Raw genomic sequence first — 21,456 nt, 5'->3', positions numbered from 1 at the left:
CAACGAAGGCTGAGCGTCGAAGCGCTGTTCCCGGTGTACGGAACGCCAGGCCCCCGAGCCCGTCCGCTTGTGTCGCCGCGCCTCGAGAGCCCGAGTTCAGCTCACGCGGTCGACGTGGTCGCGGTCTCCGGCGGGATGTGCGCCCCGGGCCCCGGCACCGTGATGGGCGGTGGCGTGCTGCTCGCGGATCGGGGCTCGCAGAGTGGCGGTACCTCGCAACGAACGCTGCGCGGGGATGGGAACCATCATGTCGCGGCGGTCGGGAGCCGGGAGCGGCGACGGGGGAGAATAGGTGACCCAGCCAAGCGAGGCGGCGGCCACGCCGGCGGCGAAGCGGCTGCGGACATCGAGAAGGTCCATGATTCTGGCGATCCGGCGGCGCACCGTCCGGACGCTGACGTTGAGGTGACGGGCGATCGGCTCGTCGTTGGCGCACGCCACTAACAGGGCGAGAAGTTGACGGTCATCCTCAGACAGCAGGTATTGCGCGTTCTCCCGCTCAGGCACAGTTCCCCCGTTGAGCAGTTGTTTGGCTGTTTCTGAATTCCGTTGAATTTGAAACTAAGAACGTAGGTCGGTCACACGATCGACGGTACCCCAGTGAGGAGAGGCGGCGCCCGCGGAAGCATCGACGCCGGTGAGTTCAGCCGAGCGCGGCCAGCCGTCCGGTCTGCTCGGAGTGAGTGGCGTACCCGCGGCCCACGCCCTCGAACACCGCGTCCCGTGCTGAGGCGTTCGCATGCGCCAGATGTTACGAGCGGGGGTGCGCTCTGCGTCAAGTCCCCTCGATCCGGACTCGACTGACCGGAGTTTTGCCCACATGGCCACACGTCATCGGCCAGCCAGGGGAGGGGTGTTGGCGCCCCGTCCACCTTTGGTCGGGCCTGGATCGCGGGCTTGGCAAGCAGGCGCGCGCAGTGTGCTGTCAGCTTTATGACAAAGCCTTGCTCGGCGAGAAGCGCCCATGCTTGCCTGGTGCTGGCCGCTTTGGCCCACCGATTGCACGCGCAGGTCGCCGCGGCTCCAGGACCGGCCCATGACCGAAATCCTGTGAGGGCTCCTGCGCTGCCGTCCGACTACGCACGGGGGATTAAATGGGAAGTTGGGCCCTGTTCACACGCGTCTCGCTCTCATCGGCTTCCGGTAACTGACCGGCTTCGAAGCCTGATCACGGCTCACCAGCGGAATGGTGAAGCCGGCAGTGAGTGGGGTCGACTCACGTGCGCCGGAAAACACCCGCACGAAACGACGCCGAAAGTGACCAGTCAACGGCAAGTTGGAGAACGTGTGAACATCTACATCTCCGGACGCGGCGCCTTCGCGGTGCAGGTGGCGGAGGCTCTCCAAGAAGACGGGCATCGCATCCTGGGCGCGGCATCTCCCGGACTGCGTAAAGGGCACACGGATGACAGTCAGCCCATGTCATGGGACCGCCTCCGGTCGTGGTCATTCCCACGCAGCATTCCCTGGACGGAAGCGGCGGAGCTGCGGGCGAATCACATACCCGACAAGGTCGACATCATTGTCGCGGCCCATTCCCACGCCTTTATCGGCCGCCGGACGCGAGCGCGCGCCGGCATGGCCGCCATCGGCTACCACCCCAGCCTCCTGCCGCTCCACCGCGGCCGGGACGCAATCCGCTGGACTATCCGGGACGGCGACAAGGTGACCGGCGGAACCGTCTATCACCTGACCGAACGCACTGACGGCGGCCCCATCGCCGCCCAGGAACACATTCTGGTTCCGCCGGGTTCCACACCCGAAAGCCTCTGGCGCGAACACCTCGCTCCGCTTGGCGTGCACCTGCTGCTGCGCGTGGTGAACGATCTGGCGAACGACCGCCGGATCGAGGTGGAGCAGGACGAGGAACTGGCCACCTGGGAGCCGGCGATGGACACGGCGCCGCTGTTCAAGCCCGAGCTCATCGCGCTCTCCGGAACGGTGTCCAGCAACGGCAGCAAGTGGGCCCTGATCGACCGGTGACACCCGCCGGGGCCGCGGGCTGAAGGTGTTCAGCGTACTTCCCAGTGCCTCCTAGTGCCTCCCAGTACTTCCAGCACGGAACCGCGAATTGGCGCTGCCCTTTTCATCGGTCACGGCACCCGGTCGCTCGATCAATCAGCAACGATCTTGACAGAAGGTCTCCGCATGTCTCTGAGCAACAAACTCGCCACGGTGGAATCCCTCGACCAACAGGTCCTGGCAGATCTCTTCGACCTCAAGTACATCGCCGTCCGGGTGCCGGGCTTCTACGACCCGATGTATTCCAAGTCCCTGTCGGGACTGCTGTACCAGGAGATTGACGACTCCGCCAGCGGCGGCATCTACGAGAGCAACATCGACTCCTTCTGGAACGTCATGAAGGACAAGGAACGCCGGGAGCGCTACTTCAATGTGGCACTGCCGCTGCAACAGCGCCTGCGCCGCCTCAGTGCGCCCTACCCCTCTCCGGTCGATCTGCTGCGGCTGGCCCTGGACGAAGCCTGGCCCGGTGGTGCGGGCCTGATGAAGATGTCGGGCCGCAAAATGCCTTTCGGCATCACCCGGTTGTGGCGGACCGGAAGTGAAGCCCTGCCGCACCAGGATGTGCTGCACCGCGAAATCGGGGAGGAAGACGACACCGTACGCCTGGTGAGCCAGCTCGGCGTCAACATTTACCTGGACACCGCGGATGAAGGCGGTGAGCTGGAAACCTGGGACCACGTCATCACGGACGAGGCCTATGAGGACCTGCGTGACGAGTACGAGGGCAGCTACGGATATCCGCGCAGCATGCTGCCCGAGGAGTCACTGCTGATTTCGCCGGAGGTCGGCGATCTGGTCATGGTCAACACCACGTGCGCCCACGCGGTGCGCAAGATCACGCGTGGCCGCCGGATGACCGTTTCCGGATTCGTGGGTAATTCGGGAACCGATCAGCCGCTGCGCTGCTGGAGTTGAGGAAATGTCAACGGCAACCAACCTTCCGGCTCAATCCACTCCGTCCGCCGCGCTCCCGCCCGAACTGGCGGACCGGCTGAAGGGGACGGAGCTGCCCGACCCACTGGGATTCGGGCGGCTGATGGCGCCGGTCATGGCCATCGCGTACTACCGCGACGGTGCCTGGGAAACCCCGCGCCTGACCGGCCTGGACCCGCTGGACCTGGCCCCGCACACCCAGGCACTGCACTACGGGCAGGCCATCTTCGAGGGCATGAAGGCCTACCGGAACCTGGGCCCGTCCTTCCCCGGCAGCAACACGCTGCTGTTCCGGCCGTACGAGCACGCCAGGCGGTTCAACCGCTCCGCGCTGCGCCTCGGCATGCCGGAGATCGACGAGAGCCTGTTCGTCGGCGCGCTCGAACAGCTGGTGGGGACCCTGGACACGCTGGTGCCCGACCGGCACGGGCAGTCGCTCTACCTGCGCCCCACCATGTTCGGGGCCACGGCGGACCTGTCGGTCGTACCCTCCACCGAATTCTGCTTCCTGATTCTGGCCACGCCGTCGGACGCGTTCTTCACCGCGCCCATCTCGGCATGGATCGAACGCCACTACAGCCGGGCCGGAGCGGGCGGCACCGGCTGCGTGAAGGCGGCCGGCAACTACGCGGCGAGCTTCGCGGCCGCCGCACCGCTGCGCGAGCACGGATTCCATCAACTGCTGTGGCTGGACGCGGTGAACCACACCCACCTCGAAGAGTTCACCGCGATGAACGTCTTCGTGCGCTGGGGCGACAAGCTGGTGACCCCGCCGCTCTCGGACACCATCCTGGCCGGGATCACCCGCGACAGCCTGCTCCAGCTCGCCAAGCCCTTCGGCCTCGCGATGGAGGAGCGGCAGATCGAGATCGAGGCGCTGCTCGACGCCATCCGCTCCGGCGAGGACATCGAGCTGTTCGGCTGCGGCACCGGCGCGGTGGTCGCACCGGTCGAGCTCCTCGGCGACGAGTCCGGTCTGCGCCTGAAGCTGCCGTCGCAGTCGACGGCGGCGGATCTGCGCCGGCGCCTGCTCGACATCCAGCACGGCATCGACCCGGCACCCGACGACTGGCAATGGCCCGTCATCACCAGCCCCAACGGCTCCGACTCCTAAGGCGCGGCGCACATGAGTCAGGAAACGAACGACGTGTTGTACCTGGTGGTCACCAACGACGAGGAGCAGTACTCGATCTGGCCGGCGTACCGGGAGCTCCCGGCGGGCTGGCAGGCCCGTACCCCGGCCACCGGCAAGCAGGCCTGCCTCGACCACATCCGGGAGCACTGGACGGACATGCGGCCGCGCAGCCTGCGCGAGCAGGCCGCATCCGCCGAGGCGGACGGTCACCGGCCGTGATCCTGTTCTGCATTCCGTACGCGGGCGGCGGCACCGAGGCTTTCGCGGGCTGGCAGGAAGCCCTCGCCCCGACTGCCGACGTCCGCGTCGCGGAGCTGCCGGGCCGGGGTGCGCGCTTCGGCGAGCGGCTGATCGAGGACATGCCGACGCTGGTCGCCGAACTGGCCGAGCAGTGCGAGGACCTGTCGGAAGACACCTTCGCCGTGCTCGGCTACAGCTTCGGTTCCACCGCGGCCTATGCGCTGACCCTGCACCTCCAGCAGCGCCGGCGGACTCCGCGCCGGCTGTTCGTCGGCGGATCCCGGGCCCCGTTCCTGCCGCGGCTGGAGCCCATCCGCCATCTGATGGCGGATGCGGAGCTGGTCGCGGAACTGGGTGCGCTGAACGGCACCGCCCCCGAGGTGCTCGCCAGCCCGGATCTGATGTCGATGTATCTGCCGATCCTGCGCGCCGACTTCAAGGTGGTGGAGACCTACCAGCCGGTCAGGGAACGCGTGCACTGCCCGCTGACCGTGTTCGGCGCGAGCCGCGACCAGTTCGTGTCCACCGAGGATCTGTCCGCCTGGGCCCAGCTGGGCGGCACGGACGACACCGAGGTGCGCATCTACGACGGCGGCCACTTCGTCGTCCACTCCGAACGCGCCCGTATCTGCCGTGCGGTGCGCGCCGACCTGATGCTCGACGCACTGAACGCGGCGTCCTGACCGAAGCCGACTCGCCAGCCACTCGAGGACGTAGCGCGATGAATCCTGAACAGAACCAGCCCGCTCCCAGCGACGCCTTTCCCGCCTCGTCGGCACAGCAGCGACTGTGGTTCCTGCAGCACCGGCATCCGGACAGCCGCGCCTACACCGAAACCGAGGCGATCTGGCTGCGCGGCCCGGTCGACGCCGACGCGCTGGAGCGGGCGCTCGCCGCGCTGATCGAGCGGCACGACCAGCTGCGCGCCGTCTTCGACTACCGCGACGACGGACTGGTGCAGCGCATCCTGCCGGCCGGCGCGCAGCCGTTCCGGCTGGCCCGGCAGACCGTGGCCCGCGCCGACCTCCCCCGCTGGCTCGCCGGGGAGACCGCCCGCGGCTTCGACCTGGCGCAGGGTCCCGTCCACCGCATCACCCTGCTGGAACTGGGCGAGAACGAACGAGTGCTGGCGTTCTGCGCCCACCACATCGTGACCGACGGCTGGTCCGCCGGGCTGTTCTTCGCCGATCTCGGCACCGCGTACCGCGCTGAGTGCGACGGGACCGCCCTGCACTGGGAGACTGTGCCCGCGGACTACCGCGAGGCGGTGGCCGAGGAGCGGAAGCGGCTCGATGCGCCCGGCTTCGCCGCCAAGCTCGACTCCGCGGCCGCCGCGCTGGACGGCGCGTCCTTCGCCCTCGACCTGCCGACCGACGGTGCGTCCGCTACGGAACCCGCGCCGGCCGGCACCGTTCGCGTATCCCTCCCGGCTTCCCTCGTCACCCGGCTGGAAAGCCGCGCGGTCGAACACGGCGCCACGCCCTTCATGCTCTACGCCGCGGCGTACGCGGTGCTGCTCTCCCGCTACACCGGCCAGGACGACCTGGTCATCGGACTGCCCGCGGCCGGCCGCGAACACCCGTCGGCGAGAAGTACGTACGGCCTGTTCGTCAACACGCTGCCGCTGCGCATCCGGACGGCGCGCGAGGACAGCTGGGCCGACCTGATCGCCCGCGTCCGGGACGCGGCGCTGGAGGCCTACACCTACGCCGACGTGCCGCTGGACCAGCTGGCCGCGCGGCTGGGCGGAATGCCGTTGCAGGCCATGCTGGTCGTCCAGCCGGACGAGGAGCCACTGCCGGAACTCCCGGGCGTGGAAGCGGCGCGGTGGTTCGTGGAGCACCACCACACCAAGTTCGACCTGCTGTTGCAGATCGACAAGGCGTACGCCCTGCGGCCCGGCGCGGACGAGCCGGAGCACGGCTGCTTCGCGGCGCTGGAATTCCGGGCCGAGAGCCTCCGGGAGTCGCAGGCCTCGCGCATGCTGACGCACTGGCAGCAGATTCTCACGGCCATGACCGAGGCGCCCACCGGGCGGGTGGCCGACCTCGACCTGCACACTCCGGCCGAACGCGAACTGCGTCGGCAGCACCGCCGGTTCGGCGCGGCCCCGCCCTCGCTCGACCCCCTGACCGCCTTCCAGGAGCTGGCCGTCGCGCAACCGGACGCACCGGCCGTCTGGTCGGGCGAGCAGGCGATCGGCTACGGCGCGCTGGCGGCACGGACCGGAGCGATCCAGACCGCCCTGCAGCAGGCCGGTGTCCGGCCCGGCGACTTCGTCGGGGTCTGCCTGCGCCGCACACCGGACCTGGTGGCCGCCCTGCAGGCGATCCTGCGCTGCGGCGCCGCGTACGTACCCCTGGACGCGACGTACCCGCGCGACCGGCTGCTGTTCATCGCCCAGGACGCGCGCTGCAAGCTCATTCTCACCGAGCCGGACACCCAGGACGTCCTTCCCGCGGACGCGGGCCCCACGCTGGACATACGGACCGTGCCCGCCACCGCAGAACTGCCGCCCGCCGTGCCCTCGGCGCCCGAGCGGATCGCGTACCTGATCTACACCTCCGGCTCCACCGGCCGGCCGAAGGGTGTGGCGATCACGCACCGCGCGTTCCACGCGTTCCTCGGCTGGGCCCGCGGCTCCTTCGCCCCCGAGGACCTGGCGGTCGTGCTGGCCGGCACCTCGGTCTGCTTCGACCTGTCGGTGTTCGAACTGTTCCTGCCGCTGTCGGTCGGCGGCTCGCTGCGGCTGGTGGACAACGCCCTGCAGCTGACCGAGCAGCCCGGCACGCCGCCCACCCTGATCAACACCGTGCCCTCGGCGATGACCGAGCTGCTGCGGGCCGGTGCCCTGCCGGAGGCCACCCGCGTGGTCAACCTCGCGGGCGAGGCACTCACCCGCGCCCTGGTCGACTCCGTGCACGCGCAGTCGGAGACGGTCCGCGTGCACAACCTGTACGGCCCCTCCGAGGACACCACCTACTCGACCTGGTGCGAGGTGCCCCGCGGTCGGCCTGAGGAGCCGTCTATCGGCCGGCCGGTCGAGGGCAGCAACGCGTACGTGCTGGACGACCGGCTGATGCCGGTACCGGTCGGCGTCGACGGCGAGCTGTTCCTCGGCGGGCTGGGCCTGGCGCAGGGCTATCTGGACCGGCCGGACCTGACGGCGGAACGCTTCCTGCCCGACCCGTTCACGGACCGGCCCGGCGCGCGCATGTACCGCACCGGCGACCGCGTACGGCTGACCGAGACGGGCGAGCTGCGCTACCTGGGCAGGTACGACCACCAGATCAAGCTGCGCGGCTTCCGTATCGAGACCGGAGAGATCGAGAGCCGCGCGCGGGCCGTCCCCGGCGTCACGCACGCGGTGGTGACCCTGCGGACGGTCGCCGACACCCCCCACCTGGTCTGCTACTGGACCGGCGGTGCCGAGGCCGAGGCGCTGCGCACCGCACTGGCGGCCGAGCTGCCCGACTACATGGTGCCGCGGTACTGGATGCCGCTGCCCGAATTCCCGCTGAACGCCAACGGGAAGATCGACCGCGCCGCGCTGCCGGAGCCGGCCCGCGACACCGGCGGCGAGGCGGCACTGACCACGGGGACCGAGCGCGAACTGGCCGGTCTGATGGCCCAGCTCACCAGGAGCGGCCCGCTCGGCGCCGACGCCGACTTCTTCGCCCTGGGCGGGCACTCGCTGCTGGCGATGCAGCTGATGCTGGCCGTACGGGACCGGCTCGGCGCGGAGATCACGCTGTCCGACATCTTCAACAACCGCTCGGTGCGGGCGCTTGCGGCGCGGATCGACCAGGTGCTGGCACACGAGACGGCACTGCCGCCGCTGCGCCGCCGCAGGAGTACGGGACCGGCACCGCTCGCCTTCGCCCAGGAACGCATGTGGCTGGTCGAGCAACTGCGGCCGGGCAGCGCGATGCTGAACATCGGCGTGGCGGTCCGTATCGAGGGCGAGCTCTCCCGGGACGCGCTGCGCCGCGCGCTGCAGGCGCTGACCGACCGGCACGACGCGCTGCGGCTGCGTATCGACCGCGGGCCCGACGGCCGGCTCGTCCAGCAGGCCGCGGCGAACCAGCCGGTGCTTCTGCACGAGCTCACCTCCACCGACGAGGCCACCACCACGCGAGTCCTGCGCGACGCCGCCGCCACCCCCTTCGACCTGGCCACCGAGCCGCCGGCGCGCTGGCTGCTGGTCGAGGAACCGTCCACCGCGGACGGAAAGCCGTGCTCGGTACTGGGATTGGTGATCCACCACGTCGTGGCCGACGCCTGGTCGCTGCGGTTGCTGTTCAACGAGCTGTTCGCCGACTACGCGGCCGCGCTCGACCGCTCCCCGGTCTCCACCGCACCGAGCCTGTCGGTACTCGACTACGGCGAGTGGCAGCGCGACCATCTGGACCACTCGGCGACCATCCGGCGCGACCTCGCCTACTGGCAGGACCGCCTGGCCGCACTGCCGGACCGGCTGCAACTGGCCTTCGACCACCCCCCGGCAGAGGCCGTGTCGTTCCGCGGCGCGCGGCTCATGCGGCGGCTGCCCGACGAGGCGGTGGACGCGCTGCTCGCCGTCGGCCGCACCGCGGGAGCCACCGCGTTCAGCACCATGCTGACGCTCTATCAGGGCCTGATGGCACGACTGTCGGGACAGGACGACATCGTGGTGGGCACGCCCATCGCAGGCCGCGACCAGTCAGGCACGGAAGAGCTGGTCGGCTGCCTGCTCAACACGCTGGCGCTGCGCGCCGACCTGAGCGGTGAGCCGTCGTTCGGCGAGCTGCTCGGGCAGACCCGGCAGCGCTGCCTGGAGGCGTTCGACCACCAGCAGACGCCGTTCGAACTCGTGGTGTCAGCGCTGGAGGCGGAGCGCACCATCGAGCACACCCCGGTGTTCCAGACCATGTTCGTGCTCGACGACGCGGAGGACTCCCAGGTCCACCCGCCCGGGCTCACCTGCACCCCGCTCGACGTACCGCCCGTCGCCACCCAGTACGACCTGACGCTCATGGTCGGCCGCGACGAGCACGGCTGGCACGCCACCTGGGACTACCGCACCGACCTGTTCGAGCAGGACACCGTCGCGCGCTACGCCGACTGCTTCGACGCGCTGCTCGCGCAGGCCGCCGGCCATCCCGAACGGCCGCTGGGGCACCTGCCGCTGTGCGATCCCGCGCGGGAACAGGCCCTGCTGGCGCAGGCACGCCCCGAGGCGACGCCCGTACCGGCCACCCTGCCCGACCTGTTCGCCGCGCAGGTCGCCGCCCACCCGGACGCGCCCGCGCTGCGCGACGACGAAGGGGCCCTGAGCTACCGGGAGCTGGACTCCGCGGCCGGCCGGCTGGCCCTGCGCCTGCTCGCGCACGGCGTACGCCCGGACGACCGGGTGGCCATCGTCCTGCCGCGGTCCCGGGCTTCGGTGATCGCGATGCTGGCGGTCGCCAAGGCCGGTGGCGCCTTCCTCTGCCTCGACCCCGGGCTGCCCGCCGAGCGCATGACCTGGATCGCCCGGGACGCCGGGGTGCGGTTGCAGCTGACCGACGCACGCCTCGCCGGCCGGCTCGACCCCGCCGTCGTACCGGCCCTGCGGGTCGACGAGTCCGCGAACACGGCGGCGGACGCCGGGGGTGCGCTGCCGCCCGCGGGCCTCACGCCCGAGCACCTGGCCTACGTGATCTACACCTCCGGTTCGACCGGCAGGCCGAAGGGAGTGCTGCTGGCGCACCGGGGCCTGGCGCAGCTCCAGGCCCTGCACCGCGACCGCTTCGCGGTCGGCCCGGGTGCGCAGGTGCTGCAGTACGCGCCGTACTCGTTCGACGCCTCGGTGTGGGAGTGCGTGATGGGCCTGCTGTCCGGGGCCTGTCTGCACCTGACCCACCCCGACGCGCTGCTGCCCGGCGCCCCGCTGGCCGGCACGCTGAAGGAACGCGGCATCACGCACCTGACCATGCCGCCGTCCAACCTTGCGATGCTGGACACGCTTCCCGGCAGCCTGCGGCACCTGGTCCTGGCCGGTGAGGCCCTGCCGGCCGAGCTGGTGCAGCGCGTGGGGCGCCAGGTCCACCTGTGGAACGCGTACGGCCCGAGCGAGGCGACCGTCTGCTCCAGCATCCAGGACTGCGAAGGCCTGCCCGCCGGACAGGCGCCCAGCATCGGCACGGCCTTCCCCGGGGCACAGGCCTACGTCCTCGACGCCGGGATGAACGTGCTGCCGCCCGGCGTCCCCGGCGAGCTGTACCTGGGCGGACAGGGCCTGGCCCGCGGCTACCTGGACCGTCCCGAGCTGACCGCCTCGACGTTCGTACCGCACCCGTACGCCACGACACCGGGCGAACGGCTGTACCGCACCGGCGATCTGGCCCGGCTGACCGGCACCGGGGAGATCGAGTTCCTCGGCCGCATCGACGACCAGATCAAGCTGCGCGGCATCCGCATCGAACTGGGCGAGGTCGAGCGGGTGCTGGCCGGACTCGACCCGCGGATCGCCGACGCCGCCGTCGTGGTGTCCGGCAGCGGCGGGGACCAGCACCTGATCGGCTTCGTCGCAGGGCCCGCGGGCATCGACCCGGCGGCGCTGCGCGACGCGCTCGCCGCCCGGCTGCCGGGCTACATGGTGCCCGCCTGGCTGGAGCGCCTCGACAGCTTCCCGCTCACCGGCAACGGCAAGCTCGACCGCAAGGCGTTCACCCGGCGGGCGGCGGACCGCCGGCCACCGGACCGGGTGACCGAGCCGCCGCGCGGACCGCTGGAGCAGGAGGTCGCAGCGATCTGGCGGGAGTTGCTGCCCCACGCCGACGTCGGGCGCAAGGACAGCTTCTTCGCCATCGGCGGCACCTCGCTGACCCTGACCCGGCTGTACGAGCGGCTCGACGCTCGCTACTCCGGCGCGCTCAAGCTGGTCGACCTGTTCCGCCTGAACACCGTGGCCGCCATCGCCACCGCCCTGGAGGACACCGGAGCCGTCACGCAGGCACCCGCCACCGACCTCAGCTTCCGACTGTAGAGGCCGTCCCATGCACAGTTCCCCAGCCCAACCCATCGCCATCGTCGGCATCGCGGCCGCGCTGCCGGGCAGCGGCGACGACCTGGCCGGCTTCGCCGAGCTGCTCGACACCGGTCGCGACCTGGTCGGCCCGGTGCCGGACGCACGCAGGCTCGACGCCGGGCTCGACGCCGAAGTCCCGCTGTCGGAATGCGCGCTGCTGGAGCGCATCGACACCTTCGACCACGCCTTCTTCGGCCTGTCCCTGCGCGAGGCGCGGCAGATGGACCCGCAGCAGCGCCTGCTGCTCCAACTGAGCTGCCAGGCGATCTGGGACTCCGGTTACGCGCTCGAGCAGCTGAAGGGCAGCCGTACCGCCGTGGTCTTCGGCGCCGCGAGCGAAAGCTATTCGGCGCTGCTCGATCCGGCCGCCGCACCCCTGGTCACAGGGCTGCTGCCGGCCGCGCAGGCCGGCCGCGTCGCGCACACGCTGGACCTGCGCGGACCGGCGCTGACCGTCGACACCGCCTGCTCCTCCTCGCTGGCCGCCGTCCTCGAAGCCTGCCGCAGGCTCGCCGCGGGGGACGCCGACTGGGCCGTGGCCGGTGGCGTACGGCTGATGTCCAGTCCGCCGACCGCCGTCGTACCCGGCAACGAGTCCATCGTGTCGCCGGGCGGGCGGGCCCGCAGCTTCGACGCCGCGGCGGACGGCACGGGGCTCGGCGAGGGCGGCGCCGTGTTCCTGCTCAAGCCCCTGGCCAGGGCGCAGGAGGACGACGACCCGATCCACGCGGTGATCCTGGGCGGGGCGAGCAACCACGACGGCGGCCGCAGCAACGGCTTCGCCGCGCCCAGCGCCCAGGCGCAGGAGGAGCTGCTGCTCGAGGCCTGGCGCACCGCGGGCGTGCACCCGAACTCCCTGGGCCTGATCGAGGCGCACGGCACCGGAACCCGGCTGGGCGACCCCATCGAGTTCCAGGCGCTGTCGTCCGCCTTCGCCCGGCGGACCGACCGCACGCAGTTCTGCGTGCTCAGTTCGGTCAAGTCCAACCTCGGCCATCTCGACTCGGCGGCCGGTGCGGCAGGCCTGCTCAAGGCGGTGGTGGCGGTCAAGACCGGGCGGCGGTACGCCTCGGCCCACTTCACCGAGCCCAACCCGCTGCTGGAGACGGAGAAGTCCGCGCTGCGCCTGTCCTCGCGCACCGAGCCGTGGGACGCGCCCGCGCAGCGCCGCGCCGGGGTCAGCGCGTTCGGCCTCACCGGCACCAACGTGCACCTGGTCGTGGAGCAGGCACCGCAGGGCCGCCGGGACAGCGCTCCGGAGCCGGGCCGTACGGTGCTGGTGCCGGTGTCCGCGCGCAGCGAGAGCGCGCTGCGCCGGCACGCGGGACGGCTGGCCGCGCACCTTCGGAGGCGTGCAGATCCGTCGGCGCTGGCCGACCTGGCCTGGGTGCAGGCGGCCGGGCGCGACCACGAGCGGTGGCGCGCGGCCGTACCGGCAGGGAACGCCCAAGAGGCGATCGAGGCGCTGGAGCAGCTGGCCGGGGGCGGTGAAGGGGTCACCCACGCACCGGACTCCACCGCACCGATCCTGCTGCTGCCGCACGAGGGCGAGCCCGGCGCGGAGGCGGTGCGGGCCTGGCTGGACGCCTTCCCGGCGCTGAAGACCTGGCAGGAGCGGCACCGCACGTCCCTCGCGGACGCCACACCGGCCGAGAAGGCAGGCGCCGAACTTCTCCTCGCCAAGCTCACGTTGGTCCAGGCGCTGCTCGAAGCGGGCCTCTCCGACCGCATCCTGATCGGCCACGGCAGCGGCAACCTGCTGGTGGACGTCCTGCGCGGGGAGTCGGACCTGCGCACGGCCGCGGGCGCGCCGGCCGGGCTCGGCACCGTGGCGCCACCGGACGCCGCGCGTACCGAGGCCGCCTTCGCCACCATCAGCGCGCAGGGCGACCCGGTGTTCGTCGCGCCCTGGCCGGGACAGCTTTCGAAGCTGGCCGGTGAACTGGCGCCGCGCTACCGGGGCGTACTCATCGAACCCGGTACGACCGCGCAGGGGGACCCGCGTGAACAGCTGCTGGACCTTCTGGCCGCGCTGCACCGTGCCGGTGTGACGGTCGACTGGGCGCGCTGCGTCCGGTTCCTCGGCGGGTACGGCCGCCGCACCTGGGTGCCGACCGCGCTGTTCGAACCGACCCGCTGCTGGGTCGAGCAGCCGTACGCGGCAGGCCGGCCGCCGAGCACACCTGTGGAGTCGCCCGAAGCGGAGCCGGAGCAGGTCAACCGGCTGACGGAGGGCGGTGGCACCGAGGCCGAACGCAAGCTCGCGGCGATCTGGTGCGCCCTGCTCGACACCGAGACCGTCAGCCGGGAGGACGACTTCTTCGACCTCGGCGGCGACTCGCTGATGCAGACCCAGATGGACAACGCCGTCGAGCGGGACTTCGGTGTCACGCTGCCGTTCGATGCGGTCTACGACTATCCGCGCCTGCACCAGCTGGCCGCGCACCTGGAGTCGCCGGCGCGGGCGCAGGAGGCCGGCCCGGGGCCGAAGCCCGACGTGGGGCCGAAGGCCGAGCCGTCGCGCACCCACGCCCCGGCCACCCACTCCCAGCGCCGCATGTGGCTGCTGCAGCAACTCGACCCGAAGGCCGGTGCCTACAACGTCGGCAACACCTTCGTCCTGGACGGGCCGGTCGACGCCGGGGCGCTGCGGCAGGCACTGGACGGGCTGGTGGCGCGGCACGGCATCCTGCGCACCCGGCTGGTGCTGGTCGACGGCGAGCTGACCCAGCACGTCGAACCCGCCGGCACCTTCGACTTCACCGCGACAGCCGTGGACAGCGCACAGGAGGACGTCGCAGCGCACCTGCGGGAGCACGCGGCCGAGCCGTTCGACCTGGCCGAGGCCGGGGCCGCGCGCGCACTCCTGCTGACCGACCGCACCGACCCCGCTCGCGGCTGGTTCCAGCTCGTCCTGCACCACGCCATCTGTGACGAGTGGTCGATGAACCTGCTGCTGACCGAACTGACCCGGGACTACGAAGCGCTGAGCCGAGGCGAGGCGTCGCCGGTCCCCGCGCCGGCCCTGCAGTTCACCGACTGGGCCGCCTGGGAGCGCCGGCTCGACGAGAGCCCCGCCCACGCGGAGGACGCCCGCTACTGGCAGGAAAAGCTCGCCGGAGTGGCGACGGAACTGCCGCTGCCCACCGACTTCCCGCACGGGGCGCAGCAGGACTACCGCGGCGCCTGGCTCACGCTGAGCATGCCGGCCGAGCTGGTGACGCGGGTGCGCGAGGCCGCCCGTGGCGCGGGCGGCACGCTCTTCACCTGGCTGCTGACCGGCTACGCCGCCTGGCTGGCACGGGTGAGCCAGGCCGAGGACTTCCTGATCGGCGTGCCGGTGGCCGGCCGCCATCACGCCGAGGCCGAGCAACTGCCGGGGTGCTTCATCAACACCCTGCCGGTGCGCATCGACGCGAGCGGCGACCCCGGTTTCGGCACCCTGTTCGAGCGGGTGCGGGCGGCGCTGTCCGGTGCCTTCGCCCACCAGCGCTACCCGTTCGACCTGATGGTGGAACAGCTCGGCGCCGCGGGAGACGCCTCCCGGCCCCCGCTGGTGCAGACCCTGCTGTCCCTGCAGGGCGGCGGTCCGGGGCAGAACGCCGAACACCGGCTGGGCGGGACACCCCTGCGGCCGTTCCGGACCGAGGGCTCGGTGTCCTGGTTCGACCTGTCGGCCGTCCTCTGGGAAACCGGCGACGGCGGGCTTTCCGGGATCTTCGCCTACCGCACCGCGCTGTTCGAGGAAGCGACGATCCGCAGCTTCTGTCAGGACTGGACGGCCCTGGTCGAGGCCGGTCTCACCAACCCCCACGAATCCATCCACACCCTCCTCCATGACGACGACGCATGGTGAGCCGGGACCGCAAGGAGACAGCCATGCAATCCAGCACTATCGGGCACTACCTGAGCCAGGGCATCGATACGCTGCGCCGCGATGACCCGGAGATGTTCGAGCTGCTCGAGCGCGAACACCAGCGGCAGACCGAGTCGCTGTCGCTCGTCGCGTCCAGTGGCGGCACCGACTCCTCGGTGATGGCGGTGGCCGGATCGAGCATCGTCAACGTCACGGCCGAGGGGTATCCGGGCAAGCGCTACCACGCCGGCTGCCACTACGTCGACCAGGCCGAGCAACTGGCGATCGACCGGGCCAAGCGGGTCTTCGGGGCCCGCTACGTCAACGTGCAGCCGCACTGCGCCAGTTTCGCCAACCACACGGTGATGCAGTCGTTGCTCCAGCCCGGCGAAACCATCCTGGGCATGGCGCTGGACCAGGGCGGCCATCTGACCCACGGCTCCCCGGTCAACCTGAGCGGCAAGCTGTTCAAGGTGCACAGCTACGGGCTCGACGACCAGGGCCTGATCGACTACCGGCAGCTGAGCGAGCTCGCGCAGGCGCACCGCCCCCGGCTGATCGTCTGCGGCACCACCTCCTACACCCGGGTGATCGACTTCGAGCGCATCCGCGCCATCGCCGACGAGGTGGACGCGTACGTGCTGGCCGACGTCACCCATATCGCGGGACTGATCGCCGCCGGTCTGCACCCGAGCTCCATCGACCACGCGCACTTCACCACCACCTGCACCTTCAAGCAGCTCTACGGTCCGCGCGGCGGGCTGATCATGATGGGCAGCGACGCCGACGCGCTGAGCGACGACGGCAGCCGCACGCTGTCGCAGCGCATTCAGAGCGCGGTGTTCCCGATGATGCAGGGATCCCCTGAGGTCCACACCATCGCCGCCAAGGCGCGTGCCCTCGGCCGGCTGCTGGAACCGGGCTTCCGCGAGCTGGCCCAGCGCATCCGCACCAATGCCGACGCGCTCGCCGACGGGCTGATACAGCGCGGCTACGAGGTGATAGGCGGCGGCACCGACAACCACATCGTGCTGTTCCGGGTGCCGTCCGGGCTCAACGGCGTCGTCGCGGAACGGGCGCTGGAGGCCTGCGACATCCTCGTCAACAAGAACAAGATCCCCGGCGACACCCGCGGGGCCACGACCGCCAGCGGCGTGCGCCTGGGCAGCAACACCGTTGCGCTGCGCCGGATGGGCCCGGCCGAAATGGCGCGGTGCGCCGAATTGATCGACACGGTGCTCACCAACACCCGCGCCCTGCCCGACGGCGGCTTCGAACTGCCCGACGGCGTACGCGAGAAGGTGACGACTGCCGTACGGGAACTCTGCCGCGGCTTCCCGCTGCCGTACGCCACGGCACCGCAGACCGAGGACCGTTAGGGAGCTGGGCATGGCGAAGAACGTCGAAGCGGCCTATCCGCTTTCCCCCTTGCAGCAGGGCCTGCTGTTCCACACGCTGAGCCGGCCCGGCGAGCCGACCTACTTCGAGCAGATCCGGTGCCGTATCAAGGGTCCGCTCGACCGGGCTGCCTTCGAACAGGCCTGGAACTGGGTCGTGGCACGCCACCCCGTACTGCGCACCGCCTTTGCCTGGAAGCAGCTGAAGGAACCGGTCCAGGTCGTCGGCCGGTCGGTCCACGTACCGCTGGACTGGGCGGACTGGCGTGGCCGGCCGGACCCCGAGAGCGACTGGCGGCAGCTCCTCCTCGACGACCAGCAGCGCGGCTTCGACATGGCGCGGGCGCCGCTGATGCGGCTGATCGCGCGCCAGGTCGACGACGAGACCCACCAGTTCGTCTGGAGCCACCACCACATCCTGCTCGACGGGTGGAGTTTCGGCCTGGTGCTGCACGAGGCGCTGGAGTGCTACGCCTCGCTGGTGCGCGACGGCAGGCCGCTCTCGCTCGAACCGGCGCGCCCCTTCGGCGACTTCATCCGCTACCTGGGCGAGCGCGACAAGGAGGCCGACGAGCGGTTCTGGCAGGACTATCTGCGCGGCTTCTCCGCACCGACCCGGCTCACGGTGGACCGCGGTCAGGGCGTCCACGAGGGCGGCAGCGGCAACGAGGTCACCCTGTCGGTCACGCTCGACCGGGACACCAGCGCGACCGTACAGGAGCAGTGCTCGCGCCTGGGCGTCTCGCTCAGCGCGCTGGCGCACGCCGCCTGGGCCCGGCTGCTCGGTGCGTACAGCGGTGAGGAGGAGGTGCTGTTCGGCTCCACCACCGCCGGCCGCCCGCCGGAGCTGACCGGCGTGGAGCAGATGGTCGGCCTGTTCATCAACGCGGTGCCGCTGCGGGTGCGCATCGACCCGCGGCGCCGGGTGTCGGACTGGCTGACCGAGATCCAGCGCGACCTGTTCCGCCTGCAGTCGCACCAGTTCACCGGACTGGCCCGAGTCCAGGAGCTGTCCGGGATCGAGCGCGGCAAGCCGCTGTTCGAGACCCTGCTGAGCTTCCAGAACTACCCGCTCGACGACGGCCACACCGAGAGCTGGGGCGGCATCCGGCTGACCGACTACGACTGGAGCGGCCCGACCAACTACCCGGTCGCGGTACGGGCCTTCCCCGGCGACCAGGTGATGCTGGTGCTCACCTACTACCAGCACCGGCTGGACGACGAGATCGCCCGCGCGATGCTCGACCAGCTCCGGCTGCTGCTGGAGCGCCTCGGCAGCGAACCCGACCGGTTCCTGTGGGAGATCGAGACGGTCGCCGGTCCGCACGCCGAACGGATTCTGCAGGAGTGGAACGCGACCGCCCAGCCGTTCGACCTGGACCGCACGCTGCACGGGCTCGCCGAGCGGCAGGCCGCGATCCGGCCCGACCAGCCCGCGGTGATCGCAGGAGACGGCCGCCTCACGTACGCCGAACTGGACGCGCGCGCCAACCAGCTGGCCCGGCAGCTCGTCGAGCTGGGGGTGCGGCCGGGCGACCGGGTCGGCCTGTGCACCGAGAAGTCCACCGCCACCGTGGTCGGCATGCTCGGCGTGATGAAGGCCGGGGCCGCGTACGTACCGCTGGACCCGTCCTATCCGGCGGGTCGCATCCGCTACATGGTCGAGGACTCCCGGCTGCGCGCCCTGCTGACCTGGGGGCGCGGCGCCGAGGTGGCGAGCGGAGTGGCGAGCGAGCTCGCACTGCCGCTGCGCGCGCTGGACACCGACTGGCCCGCCATCGCCGCGCAGCCCACCACACCGCTCGACCCGACCGTGTCGCCCGACGCGTTCGCGTACGTCATCTACACCTCCGGCTCCTCAGGGCAGCCGAAGGGAGTGATGCTCGACCACCGCGGGCGGATCAACAACGTCGAGGACTACTGCAGGCGCTTCGGCATGGGGCCTGAGGACCGCACGCTGTGCGTGTCCTCCCTCAGCTTCGACATCTCGGTGTGCGACCTGTTCTGCAGCCTCAACGCGGGCGGCTGCCTGGTGTTCCCCGACGCCGGCCGGGACAAGGACCCCGAGCACTGGCTGGAGCTGATCGGCCGGGAGTCCATCACCCTGTGGCACTCGGCCCCCGCGCTGATGGACGCGCTGCTCGACGTCACCGCGGAACTCCCGTACCAGCGGGACACCTTGCGGCTGGCGGTGCTGGACGGCGACTGGATTCCGCTGACCCAGCCCGACCGGGTCCGCGCCGCCTTCCCCTCGGTGCAGTTCGTCAGCGCGGGCGGGGCCACCGAGCTGTCGGTGGACTCGGTGACGTATCCGGTCGGCGCGGTCGACCCGGCCTGGCGCAGCATCCCGTACGGCACGCCGATGGCGAACCAGACGGCGTACATCCTGGACAGCCGGATGGAGCCGGCACCGGTCGGCGTGCCCGGTGAGCTCCACCTCGGCGGCGTCGGCATGGCCGCCGGGTACCTGCGCAGGCCGGAGCTGACGGCCGAGAAGTTCGTGCCGCACCCGTGGCCCACGCGGCCGGGCGAACGGCTCTACCGCACCGGTGACCTGGCCCGGTTCGGTCCGGACGGCACGATCGAACTGCTCGGCCGGATCGACTTCCAGGTGAAGATCCGCGGTATCCGTATCGAGCTGGGCGAGATCGAGGCGGTGCTGCGCGAGCACCCGCGGGTGGACACCTGCCTGGTGGCCGCGCCGACCGACCCGTCGGGCGACCGCAGGCTGGCGGCCTACGTGGTGACCGACGAGCAGGGTGCGGACGACGCGCTGCAGGCGGAGCTGCGCACCTGGCTGCGCGGGCGGGTGCCCGAGCACCTGGTCCCCGAGGCGTTCGTCCGGCTGGAGCGGCTGCCGCTCAGCTCGAACGGCAAAGTGAACCGCCGCGAACTGCCCGCCCCCCAGTTCGCGGCCACGACGAAGGACCGCGCCGCGCCGGCCACCGAGCTGGAGACCGCGCTGGCCGGGCACTGGGCCGGAGTACTGGGCATCGACGCCGCCGAACTCGACGTGGAGACCAGCTTCTTCGACATGGGCGGCAACTCGCTCAAGGCGCTGCGCGCCTGCCGCGTGCCCGGCCACGCCGTTCCCATCACCGCGCTCTACCAGTACCGCAGCGTGCGGGCCCTGGCCGAGCACCTCGGCCAGGGGCAGCGCGACCGGGAGGCGCTGGTCCGGCTCAGCACGACCGATCCGGCGCCCGCGGTCATCTGTGTGCCGTACGGCGGCGGGCACGCGGGCGTGTACCAGCCGCTGGCCGACGCCCTGGAGGACCGGCTCGCGGTGTACGCCGTGCGGCTGCCCGGCCATGAGCACGACGGGACCGACGAGGCGCCGCAGCCGATCGAGGCGGTCGCGGACGCGGTGATCGGCTCGGCGCGTGAGCTGAAGGACCGTCCGCTGCTGGTGTACGGGCACTGCGGTGGCGTCGCGCTGGCCACCGAGATCGCCCGCCGGCTGGAGGGGGAGGGCCTGGACCTGCGCGGTCTCGTCGTGGCCGCCTCCTACCCGCCGGGAGGCGTCGCGGAGCTCGAGGAGGACCCGTTCGCCGCGCTGAGCGATGTGGAACTGGCCGAGAGCTTCGCCCGGCTGGGCGGCTTCAGCGACCTGAGCGAGGGCGAGGCGCGCGTCATCGGCCGGCTGCTGCGGCACGACGGCGGCGAGGCGCGGCGCTACTTCCGGCAGGCGCTCGCCCGGCCGGACGACCGGCTGCGCACCCCGCTGACCTGCCTGATCGGCGACAGCGACCCGCTCACGGAGGACTACGCGGACGGCTGGCGGAACTGGGGCCTGATCGCCCCGCGGCACGAACTCGTGGTGCTCACCGGCGACCACTACTTCGTCCGTGAACATCCGCGGGACGTGGCCGACCGCCTGCTCGCCGCGCTCGACCCCACCAGCCCCATCGCTTCGACCGACCCAACTGACCCGACCGATCCGACCGTCCCGTCGCAGTCCGAGGTGACCGCATGAGCACGACCTCCAGCCCCCGCCTCGCGGTGATCAACCTGATGCCGCAGGCCGAGATCTACCTCGACTACATGGCCGGTGTGCTGCCGCCCGGCACCGATGTGCGGTGGATCCGCGTCCGCAACCACCCGTACCGCAGCAGCAACCAGGAGATCCTGGAGGCCACTCACCGCTTCTACGACGAGACCGACCTCGACGACTGCGACGCGCTCCTGCTCACCGGCGCGGCGATGGACCTCAACCCGGACTTCACCGCGGCCACCTACTGGGACGAGGTCGTGGAGACCCTGCGCGACGCCGACGGCCGGGTCGGCTCGCTCGCCGGTGTCTGCTGGGGCGCGCAGGTGGTGGGGAAGGTGTTCTACGGCATCGAGAAGCTCCACTTCCCGGCCAAGGTGTCCGGGGTCTTCGAGATGACGAACCTGGCCCCCGAGCACCCGCTCATGCGCGGTCTCGACGACCGCTACTGGCTGCCGCAGAGCCGGTACGCCCAACTGGAGCCGGAGCCCTTCGCCGAGGCGGTGAAAGAGGGCCGGCTGATTCCGCTCGACTGGTGCCGGGAGAGCGGCCACACCACCGTCGTGTCCGCGGACGGCGCGCACCTGATGCTGCAAGGACATCAGGACTACCCGACCGAACGGCTGGCGCAGGAGTACCACAGCGCCCTGAAGCGGGGCGATTCACCGCCCGTGCCGGTCAACTACGACCCCGACCGCCCGGTGAACCGCTGGCGCGCCAACAACCGGGCGTTCTTCGCCGCGTGGCTGCAGCTCGCCGCCGAGCGCAAGCGCGCGGGCCACGGCCACGCCGCGTCAGCCACCGCCGCACCGTCGCAGGTCTGATCCG

Annotated in this window: 11 protein-coding genes; 10 read left to right on the top strand and 1 reads right to left on the bottom strand. The window is 71.3% G+C overall.

What is annotated here, in order from left to right; all coding sequences use genetic code 11:
* Positions 1-96 precede the first annotated feature (96 nt).
* The gene (locus tag ACTWP8_RS03025) at positions 97-507 is read right to left on the bottom strand and encodes a response regulator transcription factor (RefSeq protein ID WP_443320585.1); all 411 of its coding nucleotides are present in this window, start codon (positions 505-507) and stop codon (positions 97-99) included.
* Between the two features lie 780 nt (positions 508-1,287).
* On the opposite strand from ACTWP8_RS03025, the gene ACTWP8_RS03020 reads away from it, so the two are divergent.
* The 10 genes from ACTWP8_RS03020 to ACTWP8_RS02975 all read left to right on the top strand — a co-directional run bounded on the left by ACTWP8_RS03020 (position 1,288) and on the right by ACTWP8_RS02975 (position 21,452).
* Entirely contained in the window at positions 1,288-1,983 is a 696-nt protein-coding gene (locus tag ACTWP8_RS03020; RefSeq protein WP_443320584.1) for a formyltransferase family protein, read from the top strand.
* A 192-nt stretch (positions 1,984-2,175) separates the two neighbouring features.
* Entirely contained in the window at positions 2,176-2,940 is a 765-nt protein-coding gene (locus ACTWP8_RS03015; protein ID WP_443320583.1) for a 2OG-Fe(II) oxygenase, read from the top strand.
* 4 nt (positions 2,941-2,944) lie between these two features.
* On the top strand, positions 2,945-4,072 hold the full coding sequence (locus ACTWP8_RS03010; protein WP_443320582.1) for a branched-chain amino acid aminotransferase: 1,128 nt from the start codon (positions 2,945-2,947) through the stop codon (positions 4,070-4,072).
* A gap of 12 nt (positions 4,073-4,084) precedes the next feature.
* Positions 4,085-4,312 carry an MbtH family protein gene (locus ACTWP8_RS03005; protein ID WP_443320581.1) on the top strand — a complete coding sequence of 76 codons (228 nt, stop codon included), beginning with the start codon at positions 4,085-4,087 and terminating at the stop codon, positions 4,310-4,312.
* A complete protein-coding gene (locus ACTWP8_RS03000) occupies positions 4,309-5,016 on the top strand; it encodes a thioesterase II family protein (RefSeq protein ID WP_443320580.1) in 708 nt (235 codons plus the stop codon). The genes ACTWP8_RS03005 and ACTWP8_RS03000 overlap by 4 nt, the downstream gene beginning before the upstream one ends.
* A 38-nt stretch (positions 5,017-5,054) precedes the next feature.
* Complete coding sequence (locus tag ACTWP8_RS02995; protein WP_443320579.1) at positions 5,055-11,342, top strand: amino acid adenylation domain-containing protein; 6,288 nt, start codon at positions 5,055-5,057, stop codon at positions 11,340-11,342.
* A gap of 10 nt (positions 11,343-11,352) precedes the next feature.
* On the top strand, positions 11,353-15,240 hold the full coding sequence (locus ACTWP8_RS02990; RefSeq protein ID WP_443320578.1) for a condensation domain-containing protein: 3,888 nt from the start codon (positions 11,353-11,355) through the stop codon (positions 15,238-15,240).
* A 23-nt stretch (positions 15,241-15,263) separates the two neighbouring features.
* On the top strand, positions 15,264-16,619 hold the full coding sequence (gene glyA / locus ACTWP8_RS02985; protein ID WP_443320577.1) for a serine hydroxymethyltransferase: 1,356 nt from the start codon (positions 15,264-15,266) through the stop codon (positions 16,617-16,619).
* A gap of 10 nt (positions 16,620-16,629) precedes the next feature.
* The gene (locus ACTWP8_RS02980; RefSeq protein WP_443320576.1) at positions 16,630-20,613 is read left to right on the top strand and encodes a non-ribosomal peptide synthetase; all 3,984 of its coding nucleotides are present in this window, start codon (positions 16,630-16,632) and stop codon (positions 20,611-20,613) included.
* A complete protein-coding gene (locus tag ACTWP8_RS02975; protein WP_443320575.1) occupies positions 20,610-21,452 on the top strand; it encodes a homoserine O-acetyltransferase/O-succinyltransferase family protein in 843 nt (280 codons plus the stop codon). The genes ACTWP8_RS02980 and ACTWP8_RS02975 overlap by 4 nt, the downstream gene beginning before the upstream one ends.
* The last annotated feature ends 4 nt before the right edge of the window (positions 21,453-21,456 follow it).

The organism is Streptomyces sp. 7N604 (assembly GCF_052245475.1).
Lineage (GTDB): Bacteria > Actinomycetota > Actinomycetes > Streptomycetales > Streptomycetaceae > Streptomyces.
The sequence above is the reverse complement of the archived record's forward strand: the minus strand, read 5'-3'. Positions and strand labels throughout refer to the sequence as shown.